The sequence below is a fragment of the Candidatus Omnitrophota bacterium genome, from assembly GCA_014728045.1.
In the GTDB taxonomy this organism is placed as follows: Bacteria; Omnitrophota; Gorgyraeia; order Tantalellales; family Tantalellaceae; genus WJMH01.
This window is the reverse complement of the sequence record WJMH01000022.1, coordinates 94,906-120,326: the sequence shown is the minus strand read 5'-3', so window position 1 is coordinate 120,326 and position 25,421 is coordinate 94,906. Positions and strand designations below refer to the sequence as shown.

Below are 25,421 nucleotides of genomic sequence, written 5' to 3'. Positions count from 1 at the left end.
CTCTCCGGTCCTCATTCAATACTTTATTCGATGATTGTTATGGATCTTTTAATAACAAATTACGTTTTTGTGACTTTTCGGATTTCGAGAGCCCCCCTCTACCCCGTAAATAAAGGGGCATACGCCACCGGGGGCCTATATCTTGTGGTCGGATCCAAAATATATTACGGGAATGTGTTTAAAAGGTGTCCGGAGCAGGCATTGATATGGATATCATCCGGTAACTTCAAAAACGTTCTTCAGCAGTTTCTCGTGCAGATTCCGCCTGAACAGCGCTATCTCCCTGGGAGTATATCCCATTTTCAGGAAAATGTTCTTTATTCTCTTGGTGCCGTAATCGCCCTTGTCGACGACCTCCTCGGTCTGGCTGAACCTGTGGAGAAAATCCCGGAGGTTCTTATCGCCGAAGACCTCAACATAGGCGCTTATGAATTCATAGCCGAAGTGATGATGGGTCACCCCCACGTAACCTTCCATAGGCACGTTCAAAGCTCTTTCCTCGCCCCATATCGCCGCGTCAACGTCAAGCTGGGAAAGCCCTTCGAGTCTCGCGGCCTGCTTGGCGCTTATCGGTATCTTCCCCAGGGACTCCCTCGCCGGGCTCTTTCTTCCCATTACGCGTTCGGCAAAGTAATCGGCGAACCCCTCCTCCATGAACCTGTTCTTCGGATTGCGTATACTGCCCACCGCCATGGCGAATATACTGTGGGCCATCTCATGCAGCATTACCCACTCTTCATAACCGGTTATGGGCGTCTCGAGCGTCCTGCCGGGCATTAAAGGACTTTTATAGGGCAGAAGGTCCGGGAAAATGTTCGAGGTCTTGCTGTAAACATACACACGGTTGAAAGGATGCCCGGACTGTGTCCTGCCGAAGGTCATGTTGAACCTGTATCCCTTCGGCAGGAAAGAAAGCATCTCGCTTGATTGCTCGAACGACCTGCCGTAAAGAATGAGTATCGTCGCCACGAGGTCCTGCCTCATCCGGTAGTCCATCTTCTGGTAACTTCTTTCCGGCACGTTGATACTGAAGAAGTTGTCCATGAACTTCATCTTGAAAAAATAGAAGCCCGACTCCTCCTTTATCCTGCCCTCAAGGACGGTGGGCATCGAAGAAGTCATTATCTTGACCCTTACGCTCGCCTGGCCTATGTCGTAGGTCTCTATAAGCCTCTGTTCTGCGTCCGCGGCTCTCCCAAAAAAGAGGAGCGCCAACACCAGAACTAATATTTTCGCGGTAATACCAGTACATGTCCTATTCATCTTCACCTTCCTTGTGCTGGAAAAGAATTTTACCCTCAGCGACAGCCTTGTAGGCGATAACGTACGCGGCCGCGCTCACCCCCAGAAACGCCGTGCCCTGGGGTTCGCTCTTTATCTTGTTCATCTCTATGTTCCTGAAATACCTGCGGTTGTCCTTGTCCTTGAAAAAAGCTATGGTCATCAGAACGTCCTTGGCGTCGGGGCCGACGGTGCTCAGTTTTATGTGGTCGCCGGTTTTCGCGTTGAGAGTTCTGATGGACATCTTATCGGTGATCTCAACCTTTTTGTTCCTGTATGTCAGGCGCAGGTTGGACCTCTGGACCGAATTGAAATTAAACAATTTCTCCGAAAAATAAAAATCAAGCCCCCTCGGATGGACCACCTCGACCTCCGCGGTGCATTTCTGGGCGGTGTGGTATTCATAGAATCTCTTGCCGTTCCTTACCGAGGCGTTCGCCCGCAGTATCCCGTGGAGATAGCGTATGGCTCTTTTCTCCGCGCCCACCCTGACAAGGCCCGAGACGTACACCCCGGTATACCATGGCCACAGCCCCCCGTTATGGTAATGGCCCATGAACTCCTTGAAACGGTATTGGTACAGGCGCTTTGACCGGAATATGTTCTCCTTGAAGAAGGGGTAATGCGCCGGAACAAGAGGATACCAGTTAACTGATATCATGTCAACAAAGCGCATGATGTTCTCTATCTGCCTCGAGGAAGCGACCGCGCTGACCAGCGCCAGGCTGTTCCCGAAAGCGTCAAATATCCCGTGTGAACGGTTGAAACATTCTTTCGAATCCCGGGCGGCGTAATAAAAATGCATCAGGTAGCCCATGATGTCCAGGTCGATCTTTTTCCGCATGCTCAGATAAACGCTGTCCTGCTTGGAAGAATCGTTCTTTATCCAGAATCTGTCCCTGATGATCTTTTTTACGTCAAGAGACCTGGCAAGATACTCACCTGACCTTTCATCGCCGGTAGTCTTGTAAAAATGGGCCATCTTCTTAAGAGCCAGATGCCACAAAACCTCGTCGTAAAGGACGAACCCTTCCTGGAAATATTCATCCGCCCAGTTGCCCGCCCTGGGTATGTATAAAAGACCGCAGTTTTTGTTCTCCCAGGTATTTTCGAGATAACCCAACGCTTTCTCGAGGGAATCTGCGAAATACGCGAACTGGGAGGGGTCCTTTTTATACCTCAGGTATTCCACGCTTCCTATGATGTACAGCGTGGTGGGGTCCACTCTCGGGTTAATGATGCCGTAACTCACCTCACCGGCCGCCGATACGTTGCTCGGAATGGCCCCGTCAGCCCTCTGGGTATCCTTAAGAACATCGAGACTGCTGCGGAAAGCCTCTATGAGGTCCTCTTCCCCCGAAAGAATACTGGCCATGCCTATCCAGAACGTATCCCGGGTAAACAGGCGTTTATAATTATCGATGTTTTCCGAGGAAGCGACGTAGCCGATCCGGCCCTGATCGGGGCCTGTGATAAGGTCTCTTAGCTGGGCGAGGGACTCGTTATAGGCCCCTTCGAAATCTATCTCATCGGTATACGTCTTGACTTCGGTCACTTTGAACTCCCCGCAGAATGAATTTCAGCACTCTCCTAGTATACACCACACAGGAGGATCCTGTCACCCCGCGGGAGAAGGGCGTAAAAAACCCTTATCATAAAAAAAGATAAGGGTCTTGGGTATGGCGGAGGAGGTAGGATTCGAACCCACGGTGGGTTGCCCCACAACGGTTTTCAAGACCGCCGCTTTCGACCACTCAGCCACTCCTCCGCCGATATATCTCCTTCAGGGATTTACTATTTTATCAGATTTGTATCCTATTTACAAACTCAAGGGTTCTCTCGTAAATAAGCAGATATATGTCCCTCGAATACTCAATGGATTCTTTGAAGAACCCCACGAACGAAAGTCCATCGAATACCGGGGATACTACGGCAATGGTCACGATAAGGTTGCATAGAAGTATGAAAACCAGAGAGAAGATAAGCCCGGACTTGATTATGTCGGGCTGTTCCATTCTCAAAACTTCCGAGGTCATGCTGAAATGGAACGCAAGCGTAAATCCGACCAGGAATATGAACAGCTCGACGGTATGAGGCGTTTTGTACCCGAGAACTTCCAGAAGAAGAAAAACCGGACCGAGAAGCACTGTGTAGATCGGAACGAAATACGGGCTGAGCTCTATGAAAACGTTGGACTTACTGGTAACTACGTTCCCCCCGGAGGGCTTAACGCTGAAAGAGACCACCCTGCCCCCGCAGAGCCAGGTTGCCAGAACATGGACGAATTCGTGCCCCAGAACGTAAAGGTAGGCCGGACGAAGGAGCATGACATGCATGAGCAGATAGGCCAGAACCCCTCTCTCGAGCACATGGAGAGTGCCGCTAAGGATGCTTATCCCGGAAACATTGACGTAAAAAGCCCTGCCGAAACCTATGACAACCGGTATAAGCAGTATGCCGATCATTGATTTTAGGAACTTCATGAGCCTGGTTCGATCCTGTCCGCCCCGAAATAAGGTCTTATCGCCTGTGGTACGGTCACTGAACCGTCCTCGTTCTGATATGTCTCCAGGATGGCTATCACGAGCCTGGGAAGCGCCACACCTGAAGCGTTAAGCGTGTGGAGATATTCAGGCTTCCGGTCCCTGTCGGAAGGACGGTACTTGATATTGGCGCGTCTGGCCTGGAAGTCGGTGAAGACCGAACAGCTTGATACCTCAAGCCACTTCCTGGAACCCGGTGCCCATAACTCTATGTCATAGCATTTATGCGCGGCAAAGCTCATGTCCCCGGTAGACAGGACAAGCACACGGTAAGGAAGTTCCAGGCGCTGTATTATGTCCTCGGCATCCTTAAGGAGCTTCTCGTGTTCCTCCATGGAGCTTTCAGGTGTGGTGAACTTGACCATCTCGACCTTGTCGAACTGGTGCACCCGGATGAGACCCTTTGTATCCTTGCCGTAGGAACCGGCTTCTCTTCTGAAACAGGCCGTATAGGCGGTGTAGTAGATCGGAAGGTCCTCTTCGTCTATGGTCTCCTCCGAGTGGATGTTGGTCACCGGTACTTCCGCGGTAGGTATCAGGAAGAGATCCTCCTCGTATATCTTGTACATATCCTCTTCCAGCTTGGGGATCTGACCGGTACCGAACATGCTCTTGCGGTTGACCAGAACCGGCGGAAAGAGCTCAGTGTAGCCATGCTCTTTGATGTGAACATCCAGCATGTAGTTTATAAGCGCCCTCTCGAGCTTGGCGCCCTGGCCGGTAAAAAGAGGAAAAAAAGACCCTGTTATCTTGGCCGCCCTTTCCAGGTCGAAGAGCCTGTTGATCTGGCCCAGCTCAAGATGGTCCCTGGCATCGAAAGAAAACTCTTTCTGCTCGCCCCATTCCTTGACGAGGGTGTTCGCAGATTCGTCCCTGCCCACGGGCACGCTCTGATGGGGCACATTGGGTATCCTCTGAAGAATGTATTCGTATTTCTCTTCCGTTTCCCTGAGCTTTTCATCAAGGGCTGATATCTCAGCGGAAAGCTTTTTCACCTCAGCCTTTGCGTCCGTGACATCCTTTTTCTGTTTTATGAGTTCGCCTATGTTCCTGGAAGACTCGTTCTTCCTGCGTTTAAGATCTTCTACCTGCTGGATAAGGTCTCTTCTCTGCTCATCAAGCTTGAGAAAGTCATCGACCATCTCCCTCTTGTCGCCGCGGGCGTCCATGGACTTTCTCACGGTATCGGGATTTTCGCGTATGAATTTTGGATCAAGCATCTATATCTATCCTCTCTTTTTATTTTAAAGGGCAACCTCGGAGGGGGTTGCCCCTATCATGTTTATTACTAATTATATATTCTCAGGTCCGATTATGCAACCTCAGCCCTTTATGACGCCGATGGGCCTGAGTCTTGCGACCTTTACGGAGATCCGCGCCCCTTCGACAATATCCACGACTTCTGTAACGTCCTTGTATGCCTCGGACACCTCCTCGTTAAGCGTGCTCTTTCCAGTGAACCTGACGGTTATCCCCTTCTGGTCGAGCTCCTTGACGATATTTCTTCCCCTGGTGGATTTTTTAGCAGCGGTCCGCGACATGATCCTTCCCGCGCCGTGACACGTGGAATAAAAGGAATCCTCCGCCTCTTTTGTGCCCGCGAGCAGATAGGAACACCTGCCCATGTCACCCGGTATGATGACGGGCTGGCCGGTCCTGCTGTAGGCTTGGGGGATCTCATCGTGTCCGGGAGGAAAGGCGCGCGTAGCGCCCTTTCTGTGGACGCAAAGCTTGCGTTTTTTACCGTCTATCTCGTATTCCTCGAGCTTGGCTATGTTGTGCGCCACGTCATAGAGCAGGTTCATCCCGAGCGACTCGGCGCTTTCGCCGAAAACCTTCTCGAAAGCCTGTCGCGAAAGATGGGTTATAACCTGGCGGTTCGCCCAGGCATAATTGGCGGCGCATCTCATGGCGCCCATATAGGCCCTCCCGTCATCGCTTTTTACAGGAACGCATGAAAGCTGCCTGTCGGGAACACTGATACCGTACTTGGAAAGGAGCTTGACCATTTTCGAGGCGTAATCGCTGCATATCTGGTGACCGAAGCCCCTGCTACCGGTATGTACCATCAGCGTGACAAAACCCTTTTTGATGCCGAAAGCCTCCGCGATGTCCTCGTTGTATATCCGGTCTACCTCCTGCACCTCCAGAAAATGGTTCCCCGAGCCGAGGGTGCCAGATTGCTCGCGCCCCCTCTGATAGGCCCTTTTGGAGACCATCTCGGGATCGGCTCCCTCTATGGCCCCGTTCTCTTCGCATCTTTCCAGGTCACCTTCCCATCCGTAGCCTTTATCGACGGCCCATGCGGAGCCTTTTTGCATTATCTGTTTTTCCTCTTTCTCGCTAACGGTAAGCCTGCCGGTCGAGCCGACGCCGGTGGGAACTATCTTGTAGAGCATGTTCACAAGTTCCTTGGAGCGGCTTCTCACCTTATCCGCTTCAAGTTTCGTCTTAATGAGCCTTACCCCGCAATTTATGTCGTAGCCCACGCCGCCGGGCGTTACAACCCCGCCTTCTTCCACGTCGGTCGCCACGACCCCCCCTATGGGAAGCCCGTATCCCCAGTGTATGTCCGGCATGGCCATGGAAGCTTTGACCACCCCGGGAAGGTGCGCGGCATTGGCGACCTGCTGGGGCGCATTATCGCTTACGATGCTCTTGAGCATCTTTTCGTCGGAATATATAACGCCGGGCACTTTCATGCCGGGCATGTAATCGGTCGGTATCCTCCACCTGTATTCATCGATCTTCTCGAGATTTCCAGTGAACTCTTTGGTCATGATCCCCCTTTAGACGTCGAAAACCACGGTGACTTCGTAACCCGATGCGTTTTCCTCGATCTTTATCTCATGGTAAGTGGCCGCTTTTATCTCTATATTGATCCGGTCGGTATCATCGCCCACACTCTGGCCGATGATCTCCGCCGCCAGTTTGTCATCCTCAATCGAATTGACGCGGAATTCAAGGAACAGGATCTTTTCCGATACGGAAGTGTAAAGCACTTCGTTCAGCCAGTCAATGAGAAGGTCTTCCTTCCCGGCAGAATCAAGCTCTATCTGCCTCTTCTCTTCTTTCCGGAGCCCCTCAAGCTCGGCGGACATGTCCATCATGGCAAAAGCCGCGTTCTCGAAAAGTTCCGCAAGGTCCTTTCCGTAAACCTTTGCCGCAAGGTCCGCGGTATGCGATATCTGCTCATACCTTTTCATAATTCAATTATATTGTGTAACCGGCTGATTCTCCAACCAAATTCGGGCCGCGCCTTGTGATCTCATTTTTTTCCGCGTATCTTTTCCAGAAAAGATGACAGTCCTTCCTGATAAAGTTCCTTCGAATCCAGAAAAGCCGTAGTGTGGGTGCCCCTGAGCTGGAGGAACTCCTTCGGGGACCTCGCCTCGCGGAAAAGTTTCTCCCCCAAATCGTAGAAAACGATCTCGTCGTCTATACTATGCATTATGAGTTTGGGGCATTCCGCTTTTTTTAGCTCACGCATGGTATCAAGTCTTGAGGAAAAGATAAAATGCGGCACGTACGGGTACGCTTTCTTGGCCATGTCCCGCAGGCAGGTGAAAGCTTCCTCGGTAACAAGAGCCTCCGGCCGCTTCTTCGCGGCTACCTCGGCGGAAACAGCTGCCCCAAGCGATTCGCCGTAAAGGATTATCCTATTCTCGGGCACGCCGCGGGATATTGAGATGTATTCGTAAGCGGCAAGCGCGTCCGTGTAAAGGCCCTTCTCCCGGGGAACGCCCTCGCTTTTACCGAAACCCCGGTAATCAAAGATGAATACGCTAAGGTCCAGCTCGTTGAGCATGGAAAGTTTGCTCAGCCTGTGGCCTATATTGCCGGCGTTACCATGGCAGAATATGACCGTGAAATCCGATCCATCCCGGGGTATGAACCATCCGTTAAGGCGTCTGCCGTCGGCAGTCTCAAAATATACCTCTTCATACAGCAGACCTATCGAGTCGGGGTCGGTGGTGACTTCCTTCATCGGGAAGAAAAGGCTTTTATTCTCTATATACCTTATTAAATAGACGGCAAGAAGCATAATTACAAAAGCTGTAAGAACCGGCATCATTCGTCTTCCTCCCCCTTGAGTTCGATCAGTTTTTGCCTCGCACCCAGGGACACCGCCTCGTAGGTATCCTCGGCACCGAGGTCTTTTCCTGTTTTCTCGGCCTCTTCCGGCGTAAAAGCCTCACCGAAAGTCACTTTGATCGGATGAAGGCGCGGGAACTTCGAGGTGCGCGGCCATGCTTCAAAAGCGCCCTCGATCGCCACCGGGACCAGTTTCGCCTGTGTTTCCACGGCGAGTATGCCGAAGCCTTTCTTGAAATCCGCGACCTTGCCGTCGATGGTGCGGAATCCCTCCGGAAAAAGGCAGAGCCCCTTGCCGTGATCGAGGACATAATGAGCGCTTTTCAGCGATTCAAGCAGGTGAGATGAAAAATCAAGCGGTATTATCCTGCCAATCTTTACCAGGTTCCGAATGATGGGCACCTCAAAATACGCCCGGAAACCCACGAAGAAAAGCTCAAGGCGGGGATAATCCGGCAGGGCCGAAGCCACGAGAAACCCATCGAAATAACTGGTATGGTTCGCGTAAATGATGTAAGGGCCCTCCTCGGGATAATTTTCCCTGGCCTCCACTTTCAGCCTGTAGAATATTTTAAAGAGCATCCTGTGCGTGAAAATGAAAATGAATCCTCCCAGCCAGGCCAGCCATCCCGGATCGAGGTCTATTTTCTCAAGGTTCTCTTCCCGGGGTTTGCCGCGGATGATCTTTCCCCAATCGGCGGGTTTTCCTTCCTTTTTTTCCTTGCCTTCCTTGGAGGGCTTTGCCCCTTCCTCCCCCAGGAAGGGTTCCACCCCCTCTATCAGGTCCTTCACGGTGAAGGCACTGCCTACGACCTCGTCCTTTATTCCTGTGCCCAACACCTCTTCCAGGCCTTCGGCTATTTCTATCCGTCCAAGAGAATCTATGCCCAGGTCCATTTCCAGAAAATCTTTCGGGGTGACCTCCCTTTCCGTCCCGGTCTTCTCCGCGAGATAATCAATTATCTTCCTTCCGTGCTCGGTCTCCATCAGTTCCCGGTCTTCCTCGGTGAGTTCCTCCTCGGTCTTTACCGGTTCTTCCCCCTCTCGGGCTTCCTTGCCGTATTTTTCCTTAACCTTGAACCTCTGTATCTTCCCCAGCTCGGTCCGGGGGAGTTCATCCATTGTCACGGTAAATCCTCTCAGGCGCATATGCCCGGGAAGATCCTTTGACACGTTATTGAACCTGTCCCTTATGACGCCCTTGAGGTTGACCTCCCCGTACTTTTTGAAAAACTCAACATCTGGCACCACCACCGCCCAGAGGGTGAGGTCTCCTTCATTCTTGGAAGGGACCTCGAAGACGCACATCTCCTTTACAGGAGCCTCGCTCATGTAAGCCTCTTCGATCTCGTCGGGATAGATGTTCATCCCCGAACTCAGGACGATAACGTCCTTGGCCCTACCTGTCAGGAAAAGGTAACCATCCTCATCGAAATATCCCAGATCCCCGGTGTGAAGCCATCCGTCCTTCAAGGTCTCCTCGGTAAGCTCCTGCTTCTTGTAATATCCCTTCATTATGTTGGGACCGCGCGCTATGACCTCCCCGACGCCTTCTTCGTTCTTATCCTTTATCTTTATCTCAACATCGGGAACGGGCACCCCCGCCGAACCGAACTTCTGCTCTCCCGGGGGATTGAGGGTAAGAACGGGCGAGCTTTCGGTGAGCCCGTACCCCTCCAGAACGGTAAAGCCGAAACTCTGCAGGCTCCTGGCGACCTTCTCATCCAGCTTCGCCCCGCCGCTTACGAAAAAACGGAAAGATCCGCCGAACCTGGCGTGAACCGGAAAGAGGGCTCTCCGGGCAAGGTTGATCCCGGACATCTCTCTTACCTTGTGCAATACCCAGATAAAAGCGCTCAAAAGCAGGTTGACCGGGAAGATCATTTTTTTCTTCTTTTCTTTTATCTGCTGGTTGATCGAATGCAGAACCTGAGGAACGACCACGAAAACAGTCGACTTGGATTCCCTGATGGCGCCAAGAACAGCTTCGCGTCTCATCGTGCCCGGATAGATCACCCTGCCCCCGTATAAAAGAGGCGGTAGCATCGTCACCGTAAAGGGAAAGATATGATGCAGCGGGAGCATGGATATGACCGAATCCTCCGGGGTGATTATGTCCGTTCGAATCAGGGAATCACAGTTCGAGAGGATGTTCTTGTGGGTAAGCATAACTCCCTTTGGCTCTGAGGTCGTGCCCGAAGTGTACATGATGCAGGCAAGGTCTTCTTCTTTCGCACCTGCGGTCTTTTTCTTCCGGTCCCCGTGGGACTTCACAGCGTTTTTGAATTCGTCAGATCCGATCGTATAGACCTTGTCTATGCCCTCACAATCTTTGGCGGTATCATGATAATCTTTACTTGTAAAGACGATGGCACAACCGGAATTTTTTATGATGTTCTTTATTTCGTTCTCTGACGAGGTCGGGTTTATGGGGACGCATACGCAGTCGGACAGGATTATCGAAAAGAATATCAAAGGCCATTCGGCCCTGTTCTCAAGGATTATGCCTATCCTGTCGCCTTCAGAGGCGCCTTCTTCGCCCAGAAAATGAGCCAGCGACCTTATCTTTCCCTCCAGCTCCGCGTAAGTGAGGTCCTTCCATTCGCCCGAACTTTTGTCTTTTATCGCCGTCTTATCGGCCTTGTCCGAAGCGGTCTGCTCGAACTGTTCCCACAGGTTATTTTTCATAACTAGAATACCTCTCGTGTCTTTTCCGGTTTTTTGCTAAGAAGAAAATAAAGCCCCCCTATCATGAAGATGAGCATGCTCATGAAGGATATCCTGTAACCGGCCACACCCAGGCGTGAAAAAAAGAACAGCATCACCCCGAAGAATACCGGACCCGCTATACCCGAAAAATAGCTTACCAGGTTGAACAGGCCGAACGCCTCGCCCACCTTTTCCCGGGGCACGAGCCTGACCACCATCGCCCGCAGAACTACCCATGTGGATCCGATGCACGTTCCCGCCAGGGCCCCGACAAGCCAGTGCCAAGGAGGCCCGAGAAGCCCCCCGGTTATTATGCAGCACGCCCACATCAGGAAGATCGCGACAAGCGACCTGCCGTAACCCACTATATCGCTCAGATACCCGGAGAGTATGCTGCCAAGCACGGCAAAGAAGGCCGAAAAGGCCATTAGATCTATTATCTGTCCTTCCTTGAGGCCGAAGACCTTTACCGCGTATACAGACATGAAAAGTATTATCGCGTTCACGAAACAAAGCAGAAAAAAGGAAGCCTTCAGAAGATGCTTAAGCCCCTTGAAGTGCTCGGCTTCCGTCAGGGTCTCACGGAACTTGGCGTATATTTCCTGCAGGCTGCTTTTTTTCAGGAAGAAAGAGAGTTCCATCTTTTCCGGGGGCTTCTCATCCCTTACGAAGATCAGACAGGGCAGAGCGAAAAGAAAAAAGAATATACCGGTAAAAATAAAGGTCCCCTTGTATCCCATTTCGACTATTACGGGTTTTGTAAAGAGAAGCGCGACTATCGCGCCGATATAGCCGAGCATCATCCCGAACCCGGATACCAGCCCGACCTTTTCTCGCGGAGCCACCCTTGTCAAAAGCGCGTTATAAAAGACCACCGCTTCCTGGCAGCCGAAATTGGCTATCGCGAAAAGGACAAGAGGAAGAAAAATGCCTTTTGCGAAACCCATTGCTATGGTGAAAATAACGGCTACGATCGTGAACAGGCCGAGGAACAGCCTGCGCCAGTTCTTCATGTCCGATATCATCCCCAGAAAGGGAGCGCATAAGGCCACCATGAACATGGAGATACCGAAAGACAAACTGAAATATATTTCAGGAGCTCCTTTTTCCACGCTTATCCAGCGCGGAAAATGCAGGGATATCACGTTAAGGGCGAAGAACTGGTTAGCCAGATCGTAGAACGACCAGGCTAGCACAGGAAGGATGCTTGTGGGCTTGAGCTTTATCATGTCCTCCTTATAATTATACTGGCATCATAAATCCATGCAACCAAGCAACCCGGGAACTTAAATTCACCGCGCCAGAGCATACAACTGATGCCGATATGCTCACGAACCATTACGGTTAGCAAATACGGTCCCGAAAAATAGAAAGAAGTTTATAACTTGTTGAAAATAGAATATTTACCGCCGCCGGCAAGTATTATAGCGATAGAGCACATAAGATTAAGAAGCGGATATTCAAACCCTCCGTTGGAAGCGAAATAACCGTTCTTCCAGTGCACCAGGACGATAGCTGCCATCATTATCATCCCTATTACAAGCGCGCTCAGTCTGGGGAATATACCCAGAACAAGCAAAGTGCCCCCGGCAAGCTCCCCTATAGCAGCCACCCATGCCCAGAGGACCGGGGGCATCACCCCCAGAGACTCAAGCATCCGGGAAAGCCCATCAATTCCAGATCCGCCGAACATGCCGAATACTTTCTGGAGACCGTGGGCTATGAAAACCACACCCACTGCAAGGCGCAGTATGAAAAGCGCCAGATCTATCAGGTTGCTCCTATCCATTTCCCCTCCTTATTTTTCTCTTCAGCATTTTAAATATCACGTCCTTCGCGATACCCGCCATATTTTCCGGTTCTGATCTATAGATACACATATAGTAATGCATCATGTACCCCAAAAGCCCCCACACCCGGGTGCGCATCACAACCCCCGGGGCCTTACCATGCGCCATGGGAACAAGATACCCCAGGTCCAGGACTTTATACCGCTCAAGAGGTCTTTTCTGGATGCTCCTTATGATATTGTTGGCGGCCGTCTTCCCCTGCCCCATTGAGAACATGACGGCCATCCTGATGGGGTTATCTTTGCCCCTCCCTGTGAAGGAAGCCGTATCCCCGGCTATGAAAAGATCTTTGCCATGGTGATCGGCCGGAGTGAGGTCATTTTCAACCACTATCCTTGTCCTTTTCTTATTCAGATCCGTTTGCTCAAGATAGGCCCCGGACTTGACCCCTGCTGTCCATATACAGCTCGCTGGAGAGAACTTCCTGCCCGAAGCCAGAACGGCCACCTCACCGTCATACTCTTCAAGGGAATCAGATGTTATTATCTCTATACCCAGATTATCCATCTCCTTTTTGACTTTTCCGGCTATCCACTCGGGCAGCATTTTCAGGATATCATCGGCCTTTTCGACGATATGGATTTTATATTTGCCGGACCCAGCCCTCAAGAGGTAATTTATATTTGTCGCTATCTCGATCCCCGTGTAGCCTCCCCCGATCACAAGGATGTTCATCTCATCCATCCGGCCGGATCTATCGGTAAGGGTCCTGTTGATGGCAAGAGCGTCATCAACGTTATCAAGCTTCAGGCAGGATTCCCGCAAGGAGCTATTTCCGTAAAAGTTCGTTTCAGAGCCCGTGGCAAGCACGGCGTATTCATAAGGGATATCCCGGCCCCTCGTTCTTATGCGCTTATTACCTGTATCAATGGCTTCTACCGGTTCATTTACGAATTCGATATCCTGCCTCTCGGCGAAAGGGGCAAGCTCGTATCTTAATAGTTCAGGCCTCATCCAGCCGCCTATAACGTCCGGCAGCATGGGAAGGAACTCAAAACAGGTCCTCTTGTCTATAAGGACCAGTTTGAACTCACCCTCCAGAAGCCTAGAGTATCTCTTGAGCCTTCTCAGGGCACTTATCCCGGCGAAGCCGCCCCCCAGTATGACTATATTCTTTTTCGGCATCGTTTATCCTCTCCAATATCCAACCTGATACATCAAACCCGGATGCGGCCCGGGTGCGCATATCCTCATCAATAAATGTTCGCGCCTTCGCGATGAGACGCCTGGCCCCACCCAGAACACGGGAGGGCACTTTATGATCCCGCATAAGATCCAATATATCCATAATCTGATCCTCACAAGCCGTATCACATTTGAAAAAGGAAGCTATTTGCTCCATATCCCGGGAAGAACAGCTTTCACAGAGAATTATAAGAGGAAGTGTGATGACGCCTTCTCTTATATCACTGAACCTGTCCTTGCCGGTTTTTTGCGCGAAATAATCCATGTAATCGTCCATGACCTGGTAAGCCATTCCCGAATACATCCCAAAAAGCGAAGCATTTTCCTCATTCAGATCTTCACTTTTCCTTGCGTGCGCGCCCAGTCTGGCCGCCAGGCTGAACAGGCTCCCCGTTTTTAGGCCTATGACCTTGAGGTATCCTTCCCTGGTGAGGGAAAGGTCTGCTCTTTTTGTCTGTTCAAGGACCTCGCCCCTGAGAACACCGGAAAGGGCTTTGGTCATTTCACGGAAGTAATACGGGTCCGGAAGAGAGCTTACCAGGCGGAAAGCTTCTGAAAAAAGGTAATCGCCGTATAGAACGCTTTCAGGGATTCCCCTTGTCCGGTAAAGCGAGGCGCGCCCCCTTCGGCAGGAAGCCCCGTCCAGTACGTCGTCATGGATAAGGCTTGCGGCATGCAATAGTTCGATCGAAGAAGCGATATCCACTGCCCGGCTGTCATCTTCACCGCAAAAGGAGAGGAATAATTTTGCCCTTAGTTTTTTGCCCGCGGTAAGGGCCGAACATGAAAAAAGGCGCGAAAGCTCACCCTCCCCGAGATCGAGAACCTTCTGCAACCTCCGCGAGACTTTTCCCGCAGAAAGGCTCATATTCATATTTTCCTTTTCATCCTGCTTCATTCTTCTATCCCGTGTTCAGTATCGCGCCCTTACCGAACGGAAAGATCTCTTCAGGCCTTGGCAAGAATACCGGCGATAATACCCAATCCCAACAACATGTGCAATAGCACCGTAAGACCACTGGCCTTAACGAGGCTCTTCTGGTCATCATGCTTATCCCTGAGAATGCCGAATGCCAGCCAACCGGGCATATACAAAACCACCAGAAGTGCCGAATAAGCCGGCAAGGTGCCTCTGGATATATTCCAGAGGACCGAGGCGTACGATAATACAAGAGCCACCCCATAAAGCAGATACCCCTTATCCTTGCCGGCCAGAGAAACAAGGTTGTTCTTATCGGCTTGCGTGTCGGTCTTAATGTCCGGCACTTCATTGCATATTATTACGGCGGTTATGAGAAAAGAAACAGGAAGCGACACTGCCAGTGAATCCAGCGTGAAACTCCCCGCAAAAAGATAGAACCCGCCCATTACCAGAAAAACACCGAAAAGAAAAAATATATCCGCTTCCCCCATCCTGTTGTAGGCCAGCTTAAGAGGCGGCGCGGTGTAACTTACAGTTAATAGCCCCACCAGCGCCATAATGAGTAGAAAAACCGGATCGCCCGTTATGAAGAAGACCCCAAATGCCGAAAATACCGACACCGCCAGCATTGCAACGGCCAGCAGTAGTACGTCCCGCGCGCTGAAAAGGCCGTTCTGTATCACGCCTGAACCACCAAAAAACGGGCTTTTAATACCTTCACCTGTGTCGGCGCCGCTTTTGTGGTCGAAATAATCGTTGAAAAGGTTGCCGGCAAGATGTGCCGAGGAAACCCCGGCCAGGCCCAGTACCATTTTAAAAGGGTTCATCGCGGCCCCCTTCTGGAAAGCTAGTGCCGCTCCGGCGAGAAAAGGTATGATGCTCGCCGGCAGGAAATTGCTCCTGGTAACATGAATGAATAGGCCGGTTTTCATGATACGTTCCCTATTACATATAATATTATATATAAGTCCTATTTATTTATCTTTAAAAGGAACACCCTCCGGTATTTGTATCCGCAGGGTGTTCCTTTTAAGCACACTCCGGATGGATGAAAGACCCTTATTTTATGTTTATCTTCTTTGCTTTCTGGGAACTGGTTTTGGTCTTGGGAAACTTAAGTTCAAGTACTCCGTTCTTGAACTTTACCCTGGGCTTATCGACATCGGCGTATCTGGGAAGACTTATCGTCCTCTGGAAAGAACCGAACCGCTGCTCTTTGTGGTAAAAGTCCTTCTCTTTTACCTCTTTATCCTCTTCCTTTTTGCCCTTTATGGTGAGCACATTATCCTCTACTTCCACGTTAACGTCCTTTTTGTCACACCCGGGGAGGTTAGCCTTTACCACTACCTGTTTCTTGGTCTCGTACATGTCGACTTCGGGCCTCCACGCCCAGCGTTCCCCCTTGAAGAACGATGGTATTTTCATGGGACTCGCCGGCGTGGTGAAAAAACTGTTGAACATGTCGTCCATCTGCTTTCTGAGGTTCATCATCTCGCTTATAACCGGTTGCCATGTTTCCGGCAGGTTCTTGTTCTTCTTGTCGTCCATTTTCATGCCTCCTTCGCCTTGAATCTTGCCTTTATAATTACTTTCTGTGCCACTTTCCGTCATCTCCCTTTTTATATTCTTTTTTCACGGCGCTCCAGGCGGTCTTTCTTGCCACTTCATCCCGCGACTGGTTGCCCCGGCGTTTTTTCGGATCCTTGTACTGCTCATAAGCGCTGTTAAACGCTTTAACGAATATCTCCTGCGCGCGTTTGGGCAGTTTATCGCGAAGCTCCTCTGGTGCTTTCCGGATAGGCATGTTATTCTCCTTGTTCTTTTATTCGAATTTCTTAAGGATAAACAGAATGATGAAAGAAAAAGCGGTCGCTATAAGGGCTCCTGCAAAATAGCCGCATCCGGTGGCAAGTCCTATTCCCGAGCTTATCCAGATGCTGGCGGCTGTGGTCAAGCCGCGAGTGTTCTCGGCACTCTTTATTATCGCGCCCGCTCCGAGGAACCCCACCCCCGCAACAACACCTGCGGCTATCCTGAGGGTATCTATTGACTTAATGTCTATAAAATTTCGCTGGATGTACATCGATACCAGCATAACGAGCGCAGAACCCATGCAGACCAGCATATGCGTCCTCAGCCCCGCGCTTCTTCCTTTTTTCTCCCTCTCCCAGCCTATTATCCCACCCAGAATGCAGGCCAGAAAAAGACGAAAAGCCGTATGAAGTACTGAGATCATACCCATATCAACCCGTTCTTTTCCCCCCGGTCACTCTTTCTATCACGGTAATGACGTCCAGCGGATTAAAGGGCTTGTCCACCTGTTCCTGTATGCCGCATATACCCCTCAGGATGCCATCTTCCTCCCTGGTGAAATACCCACTCATGGAAATTATCGGTGTTTTCGAGGTCTCAAACTGGGTCCTTAATTCATCCGCCAATTGGAACCCGCTTTTGGGGTACATTTTAAGATCTATCAGGATAATATCCGGTTGCACTTTAGCGGCGGTTTTGATGACCCTGGCGTTATCCGAGACCTTGGTGACATCGTACCCGGCCGCCTCCAGAATTTCCTTTAGTTCGCAAAGGAATTCAGAATCATCGTCAATGATCATTACCTTTGTTTTTTTCTCAGTCTTTTTCACGGATCTTGTCCTCCCGGCTATGAATGGAACAATCTTGTGACCATTAGATTATACGGGCATACCGGAAGGGAAGACAATCGGCGTTTTCCACATTTTATTGACTTTTTTCCACTAAGAGAGCCGCTTGAGGGCCTGAAAGAGGTCTTTTATCCTAAAGGGTTTGTTTATCACAAAATCGGCCTGGTCCAAAGGGGGCGAAAGGGGCTCTGAAGATTCTATGTCGGGATGAGGCATGCTTAGGTCATGAACAGGTTTAGCCGAAAGAACGATGATCTTTTCGCAAAGATTCTTGCCCCTGGCCTGCCTGAGTATCTCCTCCCCCGCCAGGCCGGGAAGGCGCAGGTCAAGTATAAGAATATCAAACCTCTCATCTTCCAGCCTTTTTCTTCCGGTAAGACCGTTATTTTCGGTATCGACCGAATAACCTTTATCCTGAAGTATTTCCGACAGCTCTTCGGTAAGAGAGGTATCATCCTCTATTATAAGTATTTTTTTGCGGGGTCGCGGCGAGATTATTTTCTCCCCCCTTTCGGAAGGGTTACCGTGAAAGAAGCTCCTTTGCCTCTTTTCTTGCCCAGGGTTATCCTTCCTTTATGAAGCCCTACTATCTCGGCGCTGACGGCAAGCCCCAGGCCAGTGCCCTTGGACCGGGTACTGAAAAAGGGCTCGAAGATCCTTTCTCTGTTCTTCTCAGGTACGCCCGGTCCGTTATCCCTGATATTGACGCATACCGCATCCTCCCCCTCAAGTTCGCAGGTCTCACCCTTTACGGTTATCCTCCCTTTTTTATCCGGGACCGACTCGAAAGCGTTGTTAAGAAGATTGGTAAAGACCTGAGTAATCTGCTGGGGGTCCGCTTGAACGGGTGTCTTGCCAAGCTTTGAATAATCCTTGGCGACACGAACCTTCTTTGCCGGAAATTTGGACCTGACAATTCCCAGGGATTCCTTCAAAAGTTGCGCGATATCGACCCGTTTTTTTTCAGGGGGGTTGATACGCGAATAATTGAGAAGATTACTGATCACGAATTCGCTGTCCTGGATATTCTTCTCGATATTCTTTATATGTTTCTGGAGCCTGGGATCTTTGTTCTTTCTTTTTAAATTATACATCGAGGCCGATATGACACAAAGAGGATTCCTCAGCTCGTGAGCGACGATGGAAGCGAGCGCACCTATGTCCGAAAGGCGTTTGGCCTCGTCCAACTGTTTTCTGGTAAAGACCAGTTCCTTCTCACTCTGGGTCTTGGATTTTTCCAATATTTCCTGGGCTTCCTTGAGGAATGTTATTTCCATAAAGGAAGCGACCGCACAGGTTATATTCCCCTTTTCATCATATATGGGAATTGAATTCGCCGAAGCGGTTATCTCCCTGCCGGGCCTCTTTATAAGAACCTCTTCCTCCTCGACGACCTCGCCCTTTAAAAGCGACCGGGTTGCGGGAAGTTCCTCGGCTTTATATCGCTCGCCTGAAGGCCGACATAAACCGAGCTTCTTAGCATGTTCATCCATTTCAAGGCCTTCCACGTCTTCTAAACCGTATAATTCCCTGGCGGCCCTGTTGGCGAAGGTGATCTTGCCATCGGAGCCTCCTATGATAATAACACCCGTTGGAAGAATGTTAAGTACCGAGTAAATGTAGTTCTCGCTCTGGTGCAACCTGCTTTCATTTTTCTTGAGCTCGTCAATATCGGTGAAGACCATTACCACCCCGTCTATTTTGTTCTCCGTGGTCCGGTAAGGTCTCACCGTCATCTGGCACCACCTGCCCTCCGCATCCTTGAGTTGCCGTCTGATGACCGCCATGTCGTCTATGGTCCGTTCTAGTATCTGACGAAGATCGGGTAAATCCACCTTGAACTTGAGCTCTTCGATGGAACGGCCTATATCGGTGTATAGCAAGTTGACGATCCTGGAGGACTCGGGAGTGAAGCTCTTCACCCGGAAATCGGATCCCATCATGATAATGGGGATATTAATGCTGTTATAGATATTGTTGAGATCGTTATTCAGCCTCGAGAGTTCCTTGTTGCGGTTCTGGAGCTCTTCGTTGACCGTGAAAAGCTCCTCATTCGTGGACTGAAGCTCCTCCTTCGCTGTCTCAAGCTCCTCGTTCATGCTCTGAAGCTCTTCGTTGCTGGACTGTATTTCCTCATTGGCGGCGCGAAGCTCTTCGTTCGCCGCTTCTTTTTCCTCGATGGCGGATTGCATGTGATTCCTGAGCGCGGTGATCTCCCGGCGAAGCCTGGAAACTTCTTTTTTATCGGAGGAACTTTTACCCTTTTTTTTGGGGGGGTCCTTTCCCTCCATACCCGTCCTGCCAGGCTCGAATATGACCAGGAAACGGTTGCCGACGGGCTGCACTTCAAAATCCGCTCGCCTGGATTCGTTCCCCACTGTGTATCCCACGTCGGTCTTTCTAACCGCGCTTCCCATCTTTGAGGCTTCCTTTATGGCATCCTTTATTTCATACAGAAGTCCCTCCCTTGCCATGCTGGAAAGATTGAGGCTGGCTTTACCAGGTGAAGGTTCAAGATAAAGGCTTGTTCTTCCCCGGAACTGCACTATGTCAAGGTTCCGCTCGAGAAGAACGCCCGCGGGCGAATATTTTTCAAGAAATATGCGGTCGATCCTACTGTCCATGTCATCGGTCTGTTTTTTCTGATCTTCAATGCGCTTTTCCATGGTCTTGTCGAAACGCTCGATCTCCTTTTCCAGGCTATAAACCCTTCCGCGGGTGGAATCCATCTCCATCCCCCGCAGGGCCCTTCTATCAACCTCTTTTCTGCGGAATATTCTTCCTTTTTTGTCCACTTCGGTGAAAAGGTCCTTGTTCTTGCCCAGCGATTCGGAACTACCCAGGACAAGGACCCCTCTGGTCTTTAGCGCGTAATGCAGCATGGGAATAACATGTCTCTGCAGGACCGAATCGAAGTATATCAGAACATTCCTGCAGCTTACTATGTCCATGTTGGAAAGCGGAGGCCCCTTCACAAGATCATGTCTGGCAAAGACGCAAGCCGACCTTATCTCCTTCTTGAGCTTATACCCGCCCTCCGTCTTGGTAAAGTAACGCCGCAGGTAATCTTTTGGCATAGATCTGGCTATATCATGGCTGTAGTGCGCCCGACGGGCCTGTTCTATGAGGCGGGGACTGAGGTCCGTACCGAAAACCTGCACAGGTATAATCCTGTTCTTTTTTTCAATGAAATCCATAAGAGCTATGGCCAGTGAATAGGTCTCCTCCCCCGAAGAACAGCCGGGGGTCCACACCCTTATAGGCTCATCCGAAGAATGATCCTCGAGCAGTTTGGGGAAGACCTTTTTTTTCAGGGCATCAAAACACTTTTTTTCCCTGAAAAACGAAGTGACCGAGATCAATAGATCATCGTAAAGGGCAAAGGCCTCTTCACGGTTCTCCTGAAGGTAAGACTTGTACTCAACGATATCACTGATGCCATGAACCGCCATGCGCCTGGCGATGCGCCGTTTCACCGTAGAGGTCTTGTAATGGCTGAAATCCATACCGGAGGATTTCTGTATGATGCTGAATATGTCCGGGGCTTTCCCCTTGGTCAGAGAGAGATCCTCTTTTTGCTTTTTACTTTTTTTACGGGAGATATACGGGTGCTGACCGAGTTCGAACACCTTTCGGGCTATTTCGGACGGTGGGGCCATCTGGTCCACCAGGCCCGTTTCAAAAGCGCTCCTGGGCATATCGAAATACTCGGCGCTCTTTTCGTCCTGGGCGAACACGAATCCGCCTTTTTTTTTGACGGCCTTTATACCGGCTGTGCCGTCAGTACCCGTTCCCGAGAAAAGTACGGCCACGGCCCTCTCACCCTGGTCGTCGGCAAGCGACCGGAACAGGTGATCGACCAGCATCCTCTCGTCGGCTTTTTTACGGGTAACCTCGAGTTTTCCCCCGGAAACCGCTATCTTTTTGCCGGGTGAAGTAACATAGATATGTCCGGGGGCGATCTTTGTGCCGTTAACGGCCTTTCCGACGGAAAGTTTCGTCTGTTTGGACAGGATATCGACAAGGATGCTCTTATAGCCGGGTTTGAGGTGAATTACGATAATGACCGCAAGATGCGCTTCTGCAGAAAGTCTTTCAAGGAAATCCCCTATGGCTTTGATTCCGCCGGCGGAAGCTCCTATACCCACAACGGGGAATTTTTCTTCTTTTGAGGGTCTATTCGTCTTTTTCTTGTTGACCGCACGCGATCTTTTCTTTTTGCTTTTTCGTTTAGCCATTTCGCATTATTATACCAGATATCCGGACCGTTACAATTTTTTTTGTCTTTAACCCCGATTTGTGCTATTATATCGGATGAATAATTGACTTTTCTCCACCCCAAGGAGGTCACTATTGGCCTATACCATATTCATCATAGATGACGATAAGGCTTTCTGTGAAGAGTTCAGTGACGCCTTCTATGAATACAACGTGATAAAAGCCTTTAACGCACAGGACGCTCTGGACGAGTTGCGTAAACCCAACGAGATCGATCTAATAATCCTCGATGAGCGTCTTCCCAACAACAAAAAGGGCACCCTTATCCTGGAGCAGCTAAGGAAAATAATGCCCTCAACCCCCATTGTTATCCTCACTGGTTTCAGCAGTAAGGAGACCGCGATAAGAGCCCTTCGCGCGCATGCGGACGAATACCTCGAAAAACCCATGGACATCCCCAGAACCAAACAGCTTATCGAAGATCTCCTCCATGAGTCGGATAAGAAAAATGCCCGCGAAGGCTCCGACATAAAAAGCAAGATTGCCCGCGTTAAGATCTTCATCGAGAAGAACTTCGACAAAATTGTCACTCTTGAGGACGCCGCGGGTCGTGTGGGGCTAAGCCCCAAATACTTAAGCCGGGCCTTCAAGGAAGAGACCGGAACCAATTTCAACGAGTATTACCTGAAATGCAAGTTCAAAAAAGCCGAGGAACTTCTGAACCAGACCAGTTATACCATAGAGCAGATCGCCGACAAACTAGGATACAAGAACCCCGAATCCTTCATAAGGATCTATAAAAAGCACTGGGGATCCACCCCTACCCAGAACAGGACTTCTCCCAAGAAAAAGAAGAAACAGCGAAAACCCCGCGCGAAGAAAACCTCCAAAAAACGCTGACAGAAGCTATTTGCTCTCATCCATGATATCGGGAAGGGTCCCGGCCTGCCGGGGTATATCCAATACCTCAGAACTGACAGAGCCGATACGGTTTATCCTTTCCCTAAGGTCCTTTGGCGCGGTCCGGTAATACGCCGTTTCTTTAATGTACTGAGCCTCGCCCCGAATGATGTCCATGTCCTTTTTGTATCCGATCCTCTCAAGGTGCAGGTATGCCACGTAGATAATGCCCGCTGCTATCAGTATCCATCTTATCAGTGTTCTGGGCTTGATTTCCATTTCAGGATCCTTCTATACTCTGCTTAATCTTGTGATGAACTTCTCCGCCCACCTGTATATGTTCCGGTTGTTTATGGCGCTTCTCATGTATTTCATCCGCTTCTCTTTTTCCTCCTGCGTCATCTGAACGGCCTTTTTTATCGCCTTTGCGGCAGCATCGAAATCATAAGGGTTGAAAAGCACCGCTCCCTTGGCGAATTCCCTGGCAGAGCCGGTAAAGCGGCTGAGCACGAGCACCCCGCTCTCGTCCGTCCTGGAAGCGACATACTCCTTGGCTACAAGGTTCATGCCGTCATGCAGGGATGATACAATGCACAGGTCCGCGCAACGGTAGAGCGCAAGATGCTGGGCATAGTTAAGGCCTTCATAATTAAGCACCACAGGCTTCCAATCCTCCCTGCCGTATTTTTCGTTGAGTTCATCCGCCCTGCGTTTACTCTCTTCGATAAGCCTTTTGTAGGAAGGTATTTTGGCGCGCGAAAGAGCTCCCAGCTGGTAAAAAACGATCTTTCCGATGTAGCCCGGTTCGAGCTGAAAGAACCTGTCTATCGCGCTGAACCTCTCGAGGATGCCCTTGGTATAATCTATCCTGTCCACGCTAACGGCAAGAATGGAGGATCCGGCCTTTATTCCGTTAAGGATGCTCTCCATGGCACCTGATACCTTTTCGGTTTCGGCGTCTTCGGACATACCCTCGAAATCGACGCTGATGGGGAAGTTCTTGACCAGGGTCTTGTGCCCCTTGTAGCTTATGCTGCTCTCCTCGTGGCTAATCTTGGCCTCCATGTGCAGTTCCACGGTCTGGATGAAGTTAAGGCAGTGATAATATATATGGAAGCCCAGTATATCGCAGGCCAGCATTCCCGAGAGTATCTGGTGCTTCTGCGGGCAGACCCTGAATACTTCCGCGTTGGGCCAGGGTATATGCCACATCATGGCAATCACCGCATTAGGCAGCTCTTTCTTAACGTATAAAGGCAAAAGGCAAAGGTGATAATCCTGGATCCAGATGACAACGTCCTCGCCCCGGGATTCTTCGATCACCGCATCGGCGAACCTTTTGTTTATTTTCTTGTAAGCGGCCCAGTGCTTCTTCAGAAAAAGCGGCTTTTCGTATGCGATATGGCAGAGGGGCCATAGCGCCTGGTTGGAATATCCGTAATAGAAATCATCCCGTTCCTCATCGGTGTACCAGAGCCTCTTCAGGCTGTATTCCTCGCTTCCAGGAGGAACTTTGACTATATTATTCTCATCTACCGTCCGCCTGTCGGCGTCGCCGGCCCCCCAAGCTATCCAGGTGCCGCCAACCGCGCGCATGACCGGATCAAGCGCAATGGAGAGACCGCTCACCGTCTTGGAACACTCAATCCCGCCGCCGCGCTTCTCATGTACGTATGGCTCCCGGTTGGAGGCTATTATGAGCTTCCTGCCGGCAAGTGCGTTCTTTATATCTTTTACAAGAGATTCCTTGGTAGCCATGGTCTGCCTTATTTTATGTATTCAGGTTTGCCGGTGTCTTCCAGATGCTTCTCCTCGAAACTTTCATCGACGCGGGAGAATTCATCTATACGCTCGGCTCCGCTGCCCTTGTAGGTATGTTTCGAAGTGCAACCCAGAACATGCATTAAGGCAAGAACGATAAGAATATAAATATGTCTTTTAGCCACCATGAGCTCCTTTCCTGTGGTATTGCACCATAACCATACGAGCCTGCTACGCCGGCAGTATCTCCTCCGAAAGGTAGACGTCCTGTATGCTGTTAAGTATCCGTATCCCCTCGTCCATCGTCTTCTGGAAGGCTTTTCTGCCGGATATCAGGCCGCTTCCGCCGGCCCTTTTATTTACAACGGCGGTCCGGACCACTTTCTGGAGATCGTTCTCGCCGCTTGCGCCCCCGGAATTTATAAGCCCTATCCTCCCCATGTAGCAGTTGGCCACCTGGTACCGGGTAAGGTCTATCGGATGATCGGTGGTAAGTTCATCGTAAACAAGGTCGCTTGTCTTCCCGAAACCTATCGCCCTGTAGCCGCCGTTATTCGTCGGGGCTTTTTGTTTGACTATATCCGCCTGTATGGTCGCTCCCAGGTGGTTCGCCTGCCCTGTCAGGTCCGCTGATGTGTGGTAATCGGTCCCGTCCTTATTGAAAGCCGAATTCCTGAGATAGCACCAGAGTACCGTGAACATTCCCAGGCGATGGGCTTTTTCAAAGGCGGCCGAAACCTCTTCGATCTGCCTGCGGGACTCGGCTGAACCGAAATATATCGTCGCGCCGACCGCTGAGGCACCCATGTCGTACGCCTGTTCCACCGAAGCGAAAAATCTCTGGTCATAAGTGTTCGGGCAAGACAAAAGCTCGTTATGGTTGAGCTTCACTATAAAGGGCATTTTGTCGGCGTATTTCCTGCTTACCATGCCCAGAACGCCCAGAGTTGAGGCTACCGCGTTACAGCCGCCCTCGATGGCCAGCCTGACTATGTTCTCCGGGTCGAAATATATCGGGTTGGGGGCGAAGGAAGCGCCCGCCGAATGCTCTATACCCTGATCCACCGGAAGTATCGAAAGATATCCGGTCCCTTTGAGCCTGCCGTGGGCGAAGACCCTCTTAAGGTTGCTTATCACCTTCTCGGGGCGGTCGGATATGGAAAATACCCTGTCAATGAAATCGGGGCCGGGAAGGTGCAATTTCTCTCTGGGGAAGGTTTTACATTCGTGCTTTATTAGATACTCCCACTCCTTCTCCCCCAGGATCCTGATAATATCATCTTTCTTCATAACATCC

Annotated in this window: 24 protein-coding genes and 1 tRNA gene; 1 reads left to right on the top strand and 24 read right to left on the bottom strand. The window is 50.5% G+C overall.

The genetic code is table 11. The annotated features are described in order from the left end of the window. Positions 1-213 precede the first annotated feature (213 nt). From GF409_07965 to GF409_07870, 20 genes are all read right to left on the bottom strand, one after another. Positions 214-1,263: a hypothetical protein gene (locus GF409_07965; protein MBD3427146.1), complete on the bottom strand. Its 1,050-nt coding sequence runs from the start codon at positions 1,261-1,263 to the stop codon at positions 214-216. Next, positions 1,256-2,836 carry a hypothetical protein gene (locus GF409_07960; protein MBD3427145.1) on the bottom strand — a complete coding sequence of 527 codons (1,581 nt, stop codon included), beginning with the start codon at positions 2,834-2,836 and terminating at the stop codon, positions 1,256-1,258. The genes GF409_07965 and GF409_07960 overlap by 8 nt, the downstream gene beginning before the upstream one ends. A 125-nt stretch (positions 2,837-2,961) precedes the next feature. Further along, positions 2,962-3,049 (bottom strand) — tRNA-Ser (locus GF409_07955). Positions 3,050-3,083: 34 nt separating this feature from the next. After that, positions 3,084-3,764 (bottom strand): hypothetical protein, encoded by a 681-nt coding sequence (locus tag GF409_07950; GenBank protein MBD3427144.1) that lies wholly within the window; start codon positions 3,762-3,764, stop codon positions 3,084-3,086. Next, positions 3,761-5,044: a serine--tRNA ligase gene (gene serS / locus GF409_07945; protein ID MBD3427143.1), complete on the bottom strand. Its 1,284-nt coding sequence runs from the start codon at positions 5,042-5,044 to the stop codon at positions 3,761-3,763. Before serS ends, GF409_07950 begins: the two co-directional genes overlap by 4 nt. 102 nt (positions 5,045-5,146) lie before the next feature. Further along, complete coding sequence (locus tag GF409_07940) at positions 5,147-6,604, bottom strand: RNA-splicing ligase RtcB (protein MBD3427142.1); 1,458 nt, start codon at positions 6,602-6,604, stop codon at positions 5,147-5,149. 9 nt (positions 6,605-6,613) lie between these two features. Beyond that, on the bottom strand, positions 6,614-7,030 hold the full coding sequence (locus GF409_07935) for an archease (protein MBD3427141.1): 417 nt from the start codon (positions 7,028-7,030) through the stop codon (positions 6,614-6,616). 62 nt (positions 7,031-7,092) lie between these two features. After that, positions 7,093-7,899 (bottom strand): alpha/beta fold hydrolase, encoded by an 807-nt coding sequence (locus tag GF409_07930; GenBank protein ID MBD3427140.1) that lies wholly within the window; start codon positions 7,897-7,899, stop codon positions 7,093-7,095. Continuing rightward, positions 7,896-10,607 carry an AMP-binding protein gene (locus GF409_07925; GenBank protein ID MBD3427139.1) on the bottom strand — a complete coding sequence of 904 codons (2,712 nt, stop codon included), beginning with the start codon at positions 10,605-10,607 and terminating at the stop codon, positions 7,896-7,898. Before GF409_07925 ends, GF409_07930 begins: the two co-directional genes overlap by 4 nt. Positions 10,608-10,609: 2 nt before the next feature. Next, positions 10,610-11,857, bottom strand: coding sequence for an MFS transporter (locus GF409_07920; GenBank protein MBD3427138.1), 1,248 nt, complete (start codon positions 11,855-11,857; stop codon positions 10,610-10,612). Between the two features lie 149 nt (positions 11,858-12,006). Further along, entirely contained in the window at positions 12,007-12,417 is a 411-nt protein-coding gene (locus tag GF409_07915) for a DoxX family membrane protein (protein MBD3427137.1), read from the bottom strand. Further along, positions 12,410-13,603 carry a hypothetical protein gene (locus tag GF409_07910; protein MBD3427136.1) on the bottom strand — a complete coding sequence of 398 codons (1,194 nt, stop codon included), beginning with the start codon at positions 13,601-13,603 and terminating at the stop codon, positions 12,410-12,412. Before GF409_07910 ends, GF409_07915 begins: the two co-directional genes overlap by 8 nt. Continuing rightward, entirely contained in the window at positions 13,524-14,561 is a 1,038-nt protein-coding gene (locus GF409_07905) for a hypothetical protein (GenBank protein ID MBD3427135.1), read from the bottom strand. Before GF409_07905 ends, GF409_07910 begins: the two co-directional genes overlap by 80 nt. A gap of 50 nt (positions 14,562-14,611) precedes the next feature. Continuing rightward, entirely contained in the window at positions 14,612-15,517 is a 906-nt protein-coding gene (locus GF409_07900; protein ID MBD3427134.1) for a hypothetical protein, read from the bottom strand. A gap of 127 nt (positions 15,518-15,644) precedes the next feature. Next, entirely contained in the window at positions 15,645-16,196 is a 552-nt protein-coding gene (locus GF409_07895; protein ID MBD3427133.1) for an Hsp20 family protein, read from the bottom strand. Continuing rightward, positions 16,171-16,389, bottom strand: a complete 219-nt coding sequence (chaB, locus tag GF409_07890) for a cation transport regulator (GenBank protein ID MBD3427132.1) — start codon at positions 16,387-16,389, stop codon at positions 16,171-16,173. Before chaB ends, GF409_07895 begins: the two co-directional genes overlap by 26 nt. A gap of 18 nt (positions 16,390-16,407) precedes the next feature. Then, positions 16,408-16,827, bottom strand: coding sequence for a hypothetical protein (locus tag GF409_07885; protein ID MBD3427131.1), 420 nt, complete (start codon positions 16,825-16,827; stop codon positions 16,408-16,410). Between the two features lies 1 nt (position 16,828). Beyond that, a complete protein-coding gene (locus tag GF409_07880) occupies positions 16,829-17,227 on the bottom strand; it encodes a response regulator (protein MBD3427130.1) in 399 nt (132 codons plus the stop codon). Positions 17,228-17,338: 111 nt separating this feature from the next. After that, positions 17,339-17,743 carry a response regulator gene (locus GF409_07875; protein ID MBD3427129.1) on the bottom strand — a complete coding sequence of 135 codons (405 nt, stop codon included), beginning with the start codon at positions 17,741-17,743 and terminating at the stop codon, positions 17,339-17,341. Beyond that, positions 17,740-21,483 carry a PAS domain S-box protein gene (locus tag GF409_07870; GenBank protein ID MBD3427128.1) on the bottom strand — a complete coding sequence of 1,248 codons (3,744 nt, stop codon included), beginning with the start codon at positions 21,481-21,483 and terminating at the stop codon, positions 17,740-17,742. Before GF409_07870 ends, GF409_07875 begins: the two co-directional genes overlap by 4 nt. Before the next feature lie 115 nt (positions 21,484-21,598). Here GF409_07870 and GF409_07865 point away from each other — a divergent pair, with 115 nt between their 5' ends. Beyond that, positions 21,599-22,363 (top strand): helix-turn-helix domain-containing protein, encoded by a 765-nt coding sequence (locus GF409_07865; protein MBD3427127.1) that lies wholly within the window; start codon positions 21,599-21,601, stop codon positions 22,361-22,363. A 6-nt stretch (positions 22,364-22,369) separates the two neighbouring features. Here GF409_07865 and GF409_07860 read toward each other — a convergent pair whose 3' ends face one another. Genes GF409_07860 through GF409_07845 form a run of 4 tightly spaced genes read right to left on the bottom strand, consistent with a single transcriptional unit; the run spans position 22,370 to position 25,414 of the window. Then, positions 22,370-22,642: a hypothetical protein gene (locus GF409_07860; protein ID MBD3427126.1), complete on the bottom strand. Its 273-nt coding sequence runs from the start codon at positions 22,640-22,642 to the stop codon at positions 22,370-22,372. 12 nt (positions 22,643-22,654) lie between these two features. Beyond that, positions 22,655-24,121: a trehalose-6-phosphate synthase gene (locus GF409_07855; GenBank protein ID MBD3427125.1), complete on the bottom strand. Its 1,467-nt coding sequence runs from the start codon at positions 24,119-24,121 to the stop codon at positions 22,655-22,657. Positions 24,122-24,129: 8 nt separating this feature from the next. Then, entirely contained in the window at positions 24,130-24,312 is a 183-nt protein-coding gene (locus GF409_07850; protein ID MBD3427124.1) for a hypothetical protein, read from the bottom strand. Between the two features lie 43 nt (positions 24,313-24,355). Beyond that, positions 24,356-25,414 (bottom strand): class I fructose-bisphosphate aldolase, encoded by a 1,059-nt coding sequence (locus GF409_07845; protein MBD3427123.1) that lies wholly within the window; start codon positions 25,412-25,414, stop codon positions 24,356-24,358. Positions 25,415-25,421 lie beyond the last annotated feature (7 nt).

Coding starts and splice junctions, on each gene's coding strand:
- GF409_07965 (MBD3427146.1), bottom strand. CDS start 1,263: ATGAATAGGACATGTACTGGTATTACCGCGAAAATATTAGTTCTGGTG.
- GF409_07950 (MBD3427144.1), bottom strand. CDS start 3,764: ATGAAGTTCCTAAAATCAATGATCGGCATACTGCTTATACCGGTTGTC.
- serS (MBD3427143.1), bottom strand. CDS start 5,044: ATGCTTGATCCAAAATTCATACGCGAAAATCCCGATACCGTGAGAAAG.
- GF409_07940 (MBD3427142.1), bottom strand. CDS start 6,604: ATGACCAAAGAGTTCACTGGAAATCTCGAGAAGATCGATGAATACAGG.
- GF409_07935 (MBD3427141.1), bottom strand. CDS start 7,030: ATGAAAAGGTATGAGCAGATATCGCATACCGCGGACCTTGCGGCAAAG.
- GF409_07930 (MBD3427140.1), bottom strand. CDS start 7,899: ATGATGCCGGTTCTTACAGCTTTTGTAATTATGCTTCTTGCCGTCTAT.
- GF409_07925 (MBD3427139.1), bottom strand. CDS start 10,607: ATGAAAAATAACCTGTGGGAACAGTTCGAGCAGACCGCTTCGGACAAG.
- GF409_07920 (MBD3427138.1), bottom strand. CDS start 11,857: ATGATAAAGCTCAAGCCCACAAGCATCCTTCCTGTGCTAGCCTGGTCG.
- GF409_07915 (MBD3427137.1), bottom strand. CDS start 12,417: ATGGATAGGAGCAACCTGATAGATCTGGCGCTTTTCATACTGCGCCTT.
- GF409_07910 (MBD3427136.1), bottom strand. CDS start 13,603: ATGCCGAAAAAGAATATAGTCATACTGGGGGGCGGCTTCGCCGGGATA.
- GF409_07905 (MBD3427135.1), bottom strand. CDS start 14,561: ATGAAGCAGGATGAAAAGGAAAATATGAATATGAGCCTTTCTGCGGGA.
- GF409_07900 (MBD3427134.1), bottom strand. CDS start 15,517: ATGAAAACCGGCCTATTCATTCATGTTACCAGGAGCAATTTCCTGCCG.
- GF409_07895 (MBD3427133.1), bottom strand. CDS start 16,196: ATGACGGAAAGTGGCACAGAAAGTAATTATAAAGGCAAGATTCAAGGC.
- chaB (MBD3427132.1), bottom strand. CDS start 16,389: ATGCCTATCCGGAAAGCACCAGAGGAGCTTCGCGATAAACTGCCCAAA.
- GF409_07885 (MBD3427131.1), bottom strand. CDS start 16,827: ATGGGTATGATCTCAGTACTTCATACGGCTTTTCGTCTTTTTCTGGCC.
- GF409_07870 (MBD3427128.1), bottom strand. CDS start 21,483: ATGGCTAAACGAAAAAGCAAAAAGAAAAGATCGCGTGCGGTCAACAAG.
- GF409_07860 (MBD3427126.1), bottom strand. CDS start 22,642: ATGGAAATCAAGCCCAGAACACTGATAAGATGGATACTGATAGCAGCG.
- GF409_07855 (MBD3427125.1), bottom strand. CDS start 24,121: ATGGCTACCAAGGAATCTCTTGTAAAAGATATAAAGAACGCACTTGCC.
- GF409_07850 (MBD3427124.1), bottom strand. CDS start 24,312: ATGGTGGCTAAAAGACATATTTATATTCTTATCGTTCTTGCCTTAATG.
- GF409_07845 (MBD3427123.1), bottom strand. CDS start 25,414: ATGAAGAAAGATGATATTATCAGGATCCTGGGGGAGAAGGAGTGGGAG.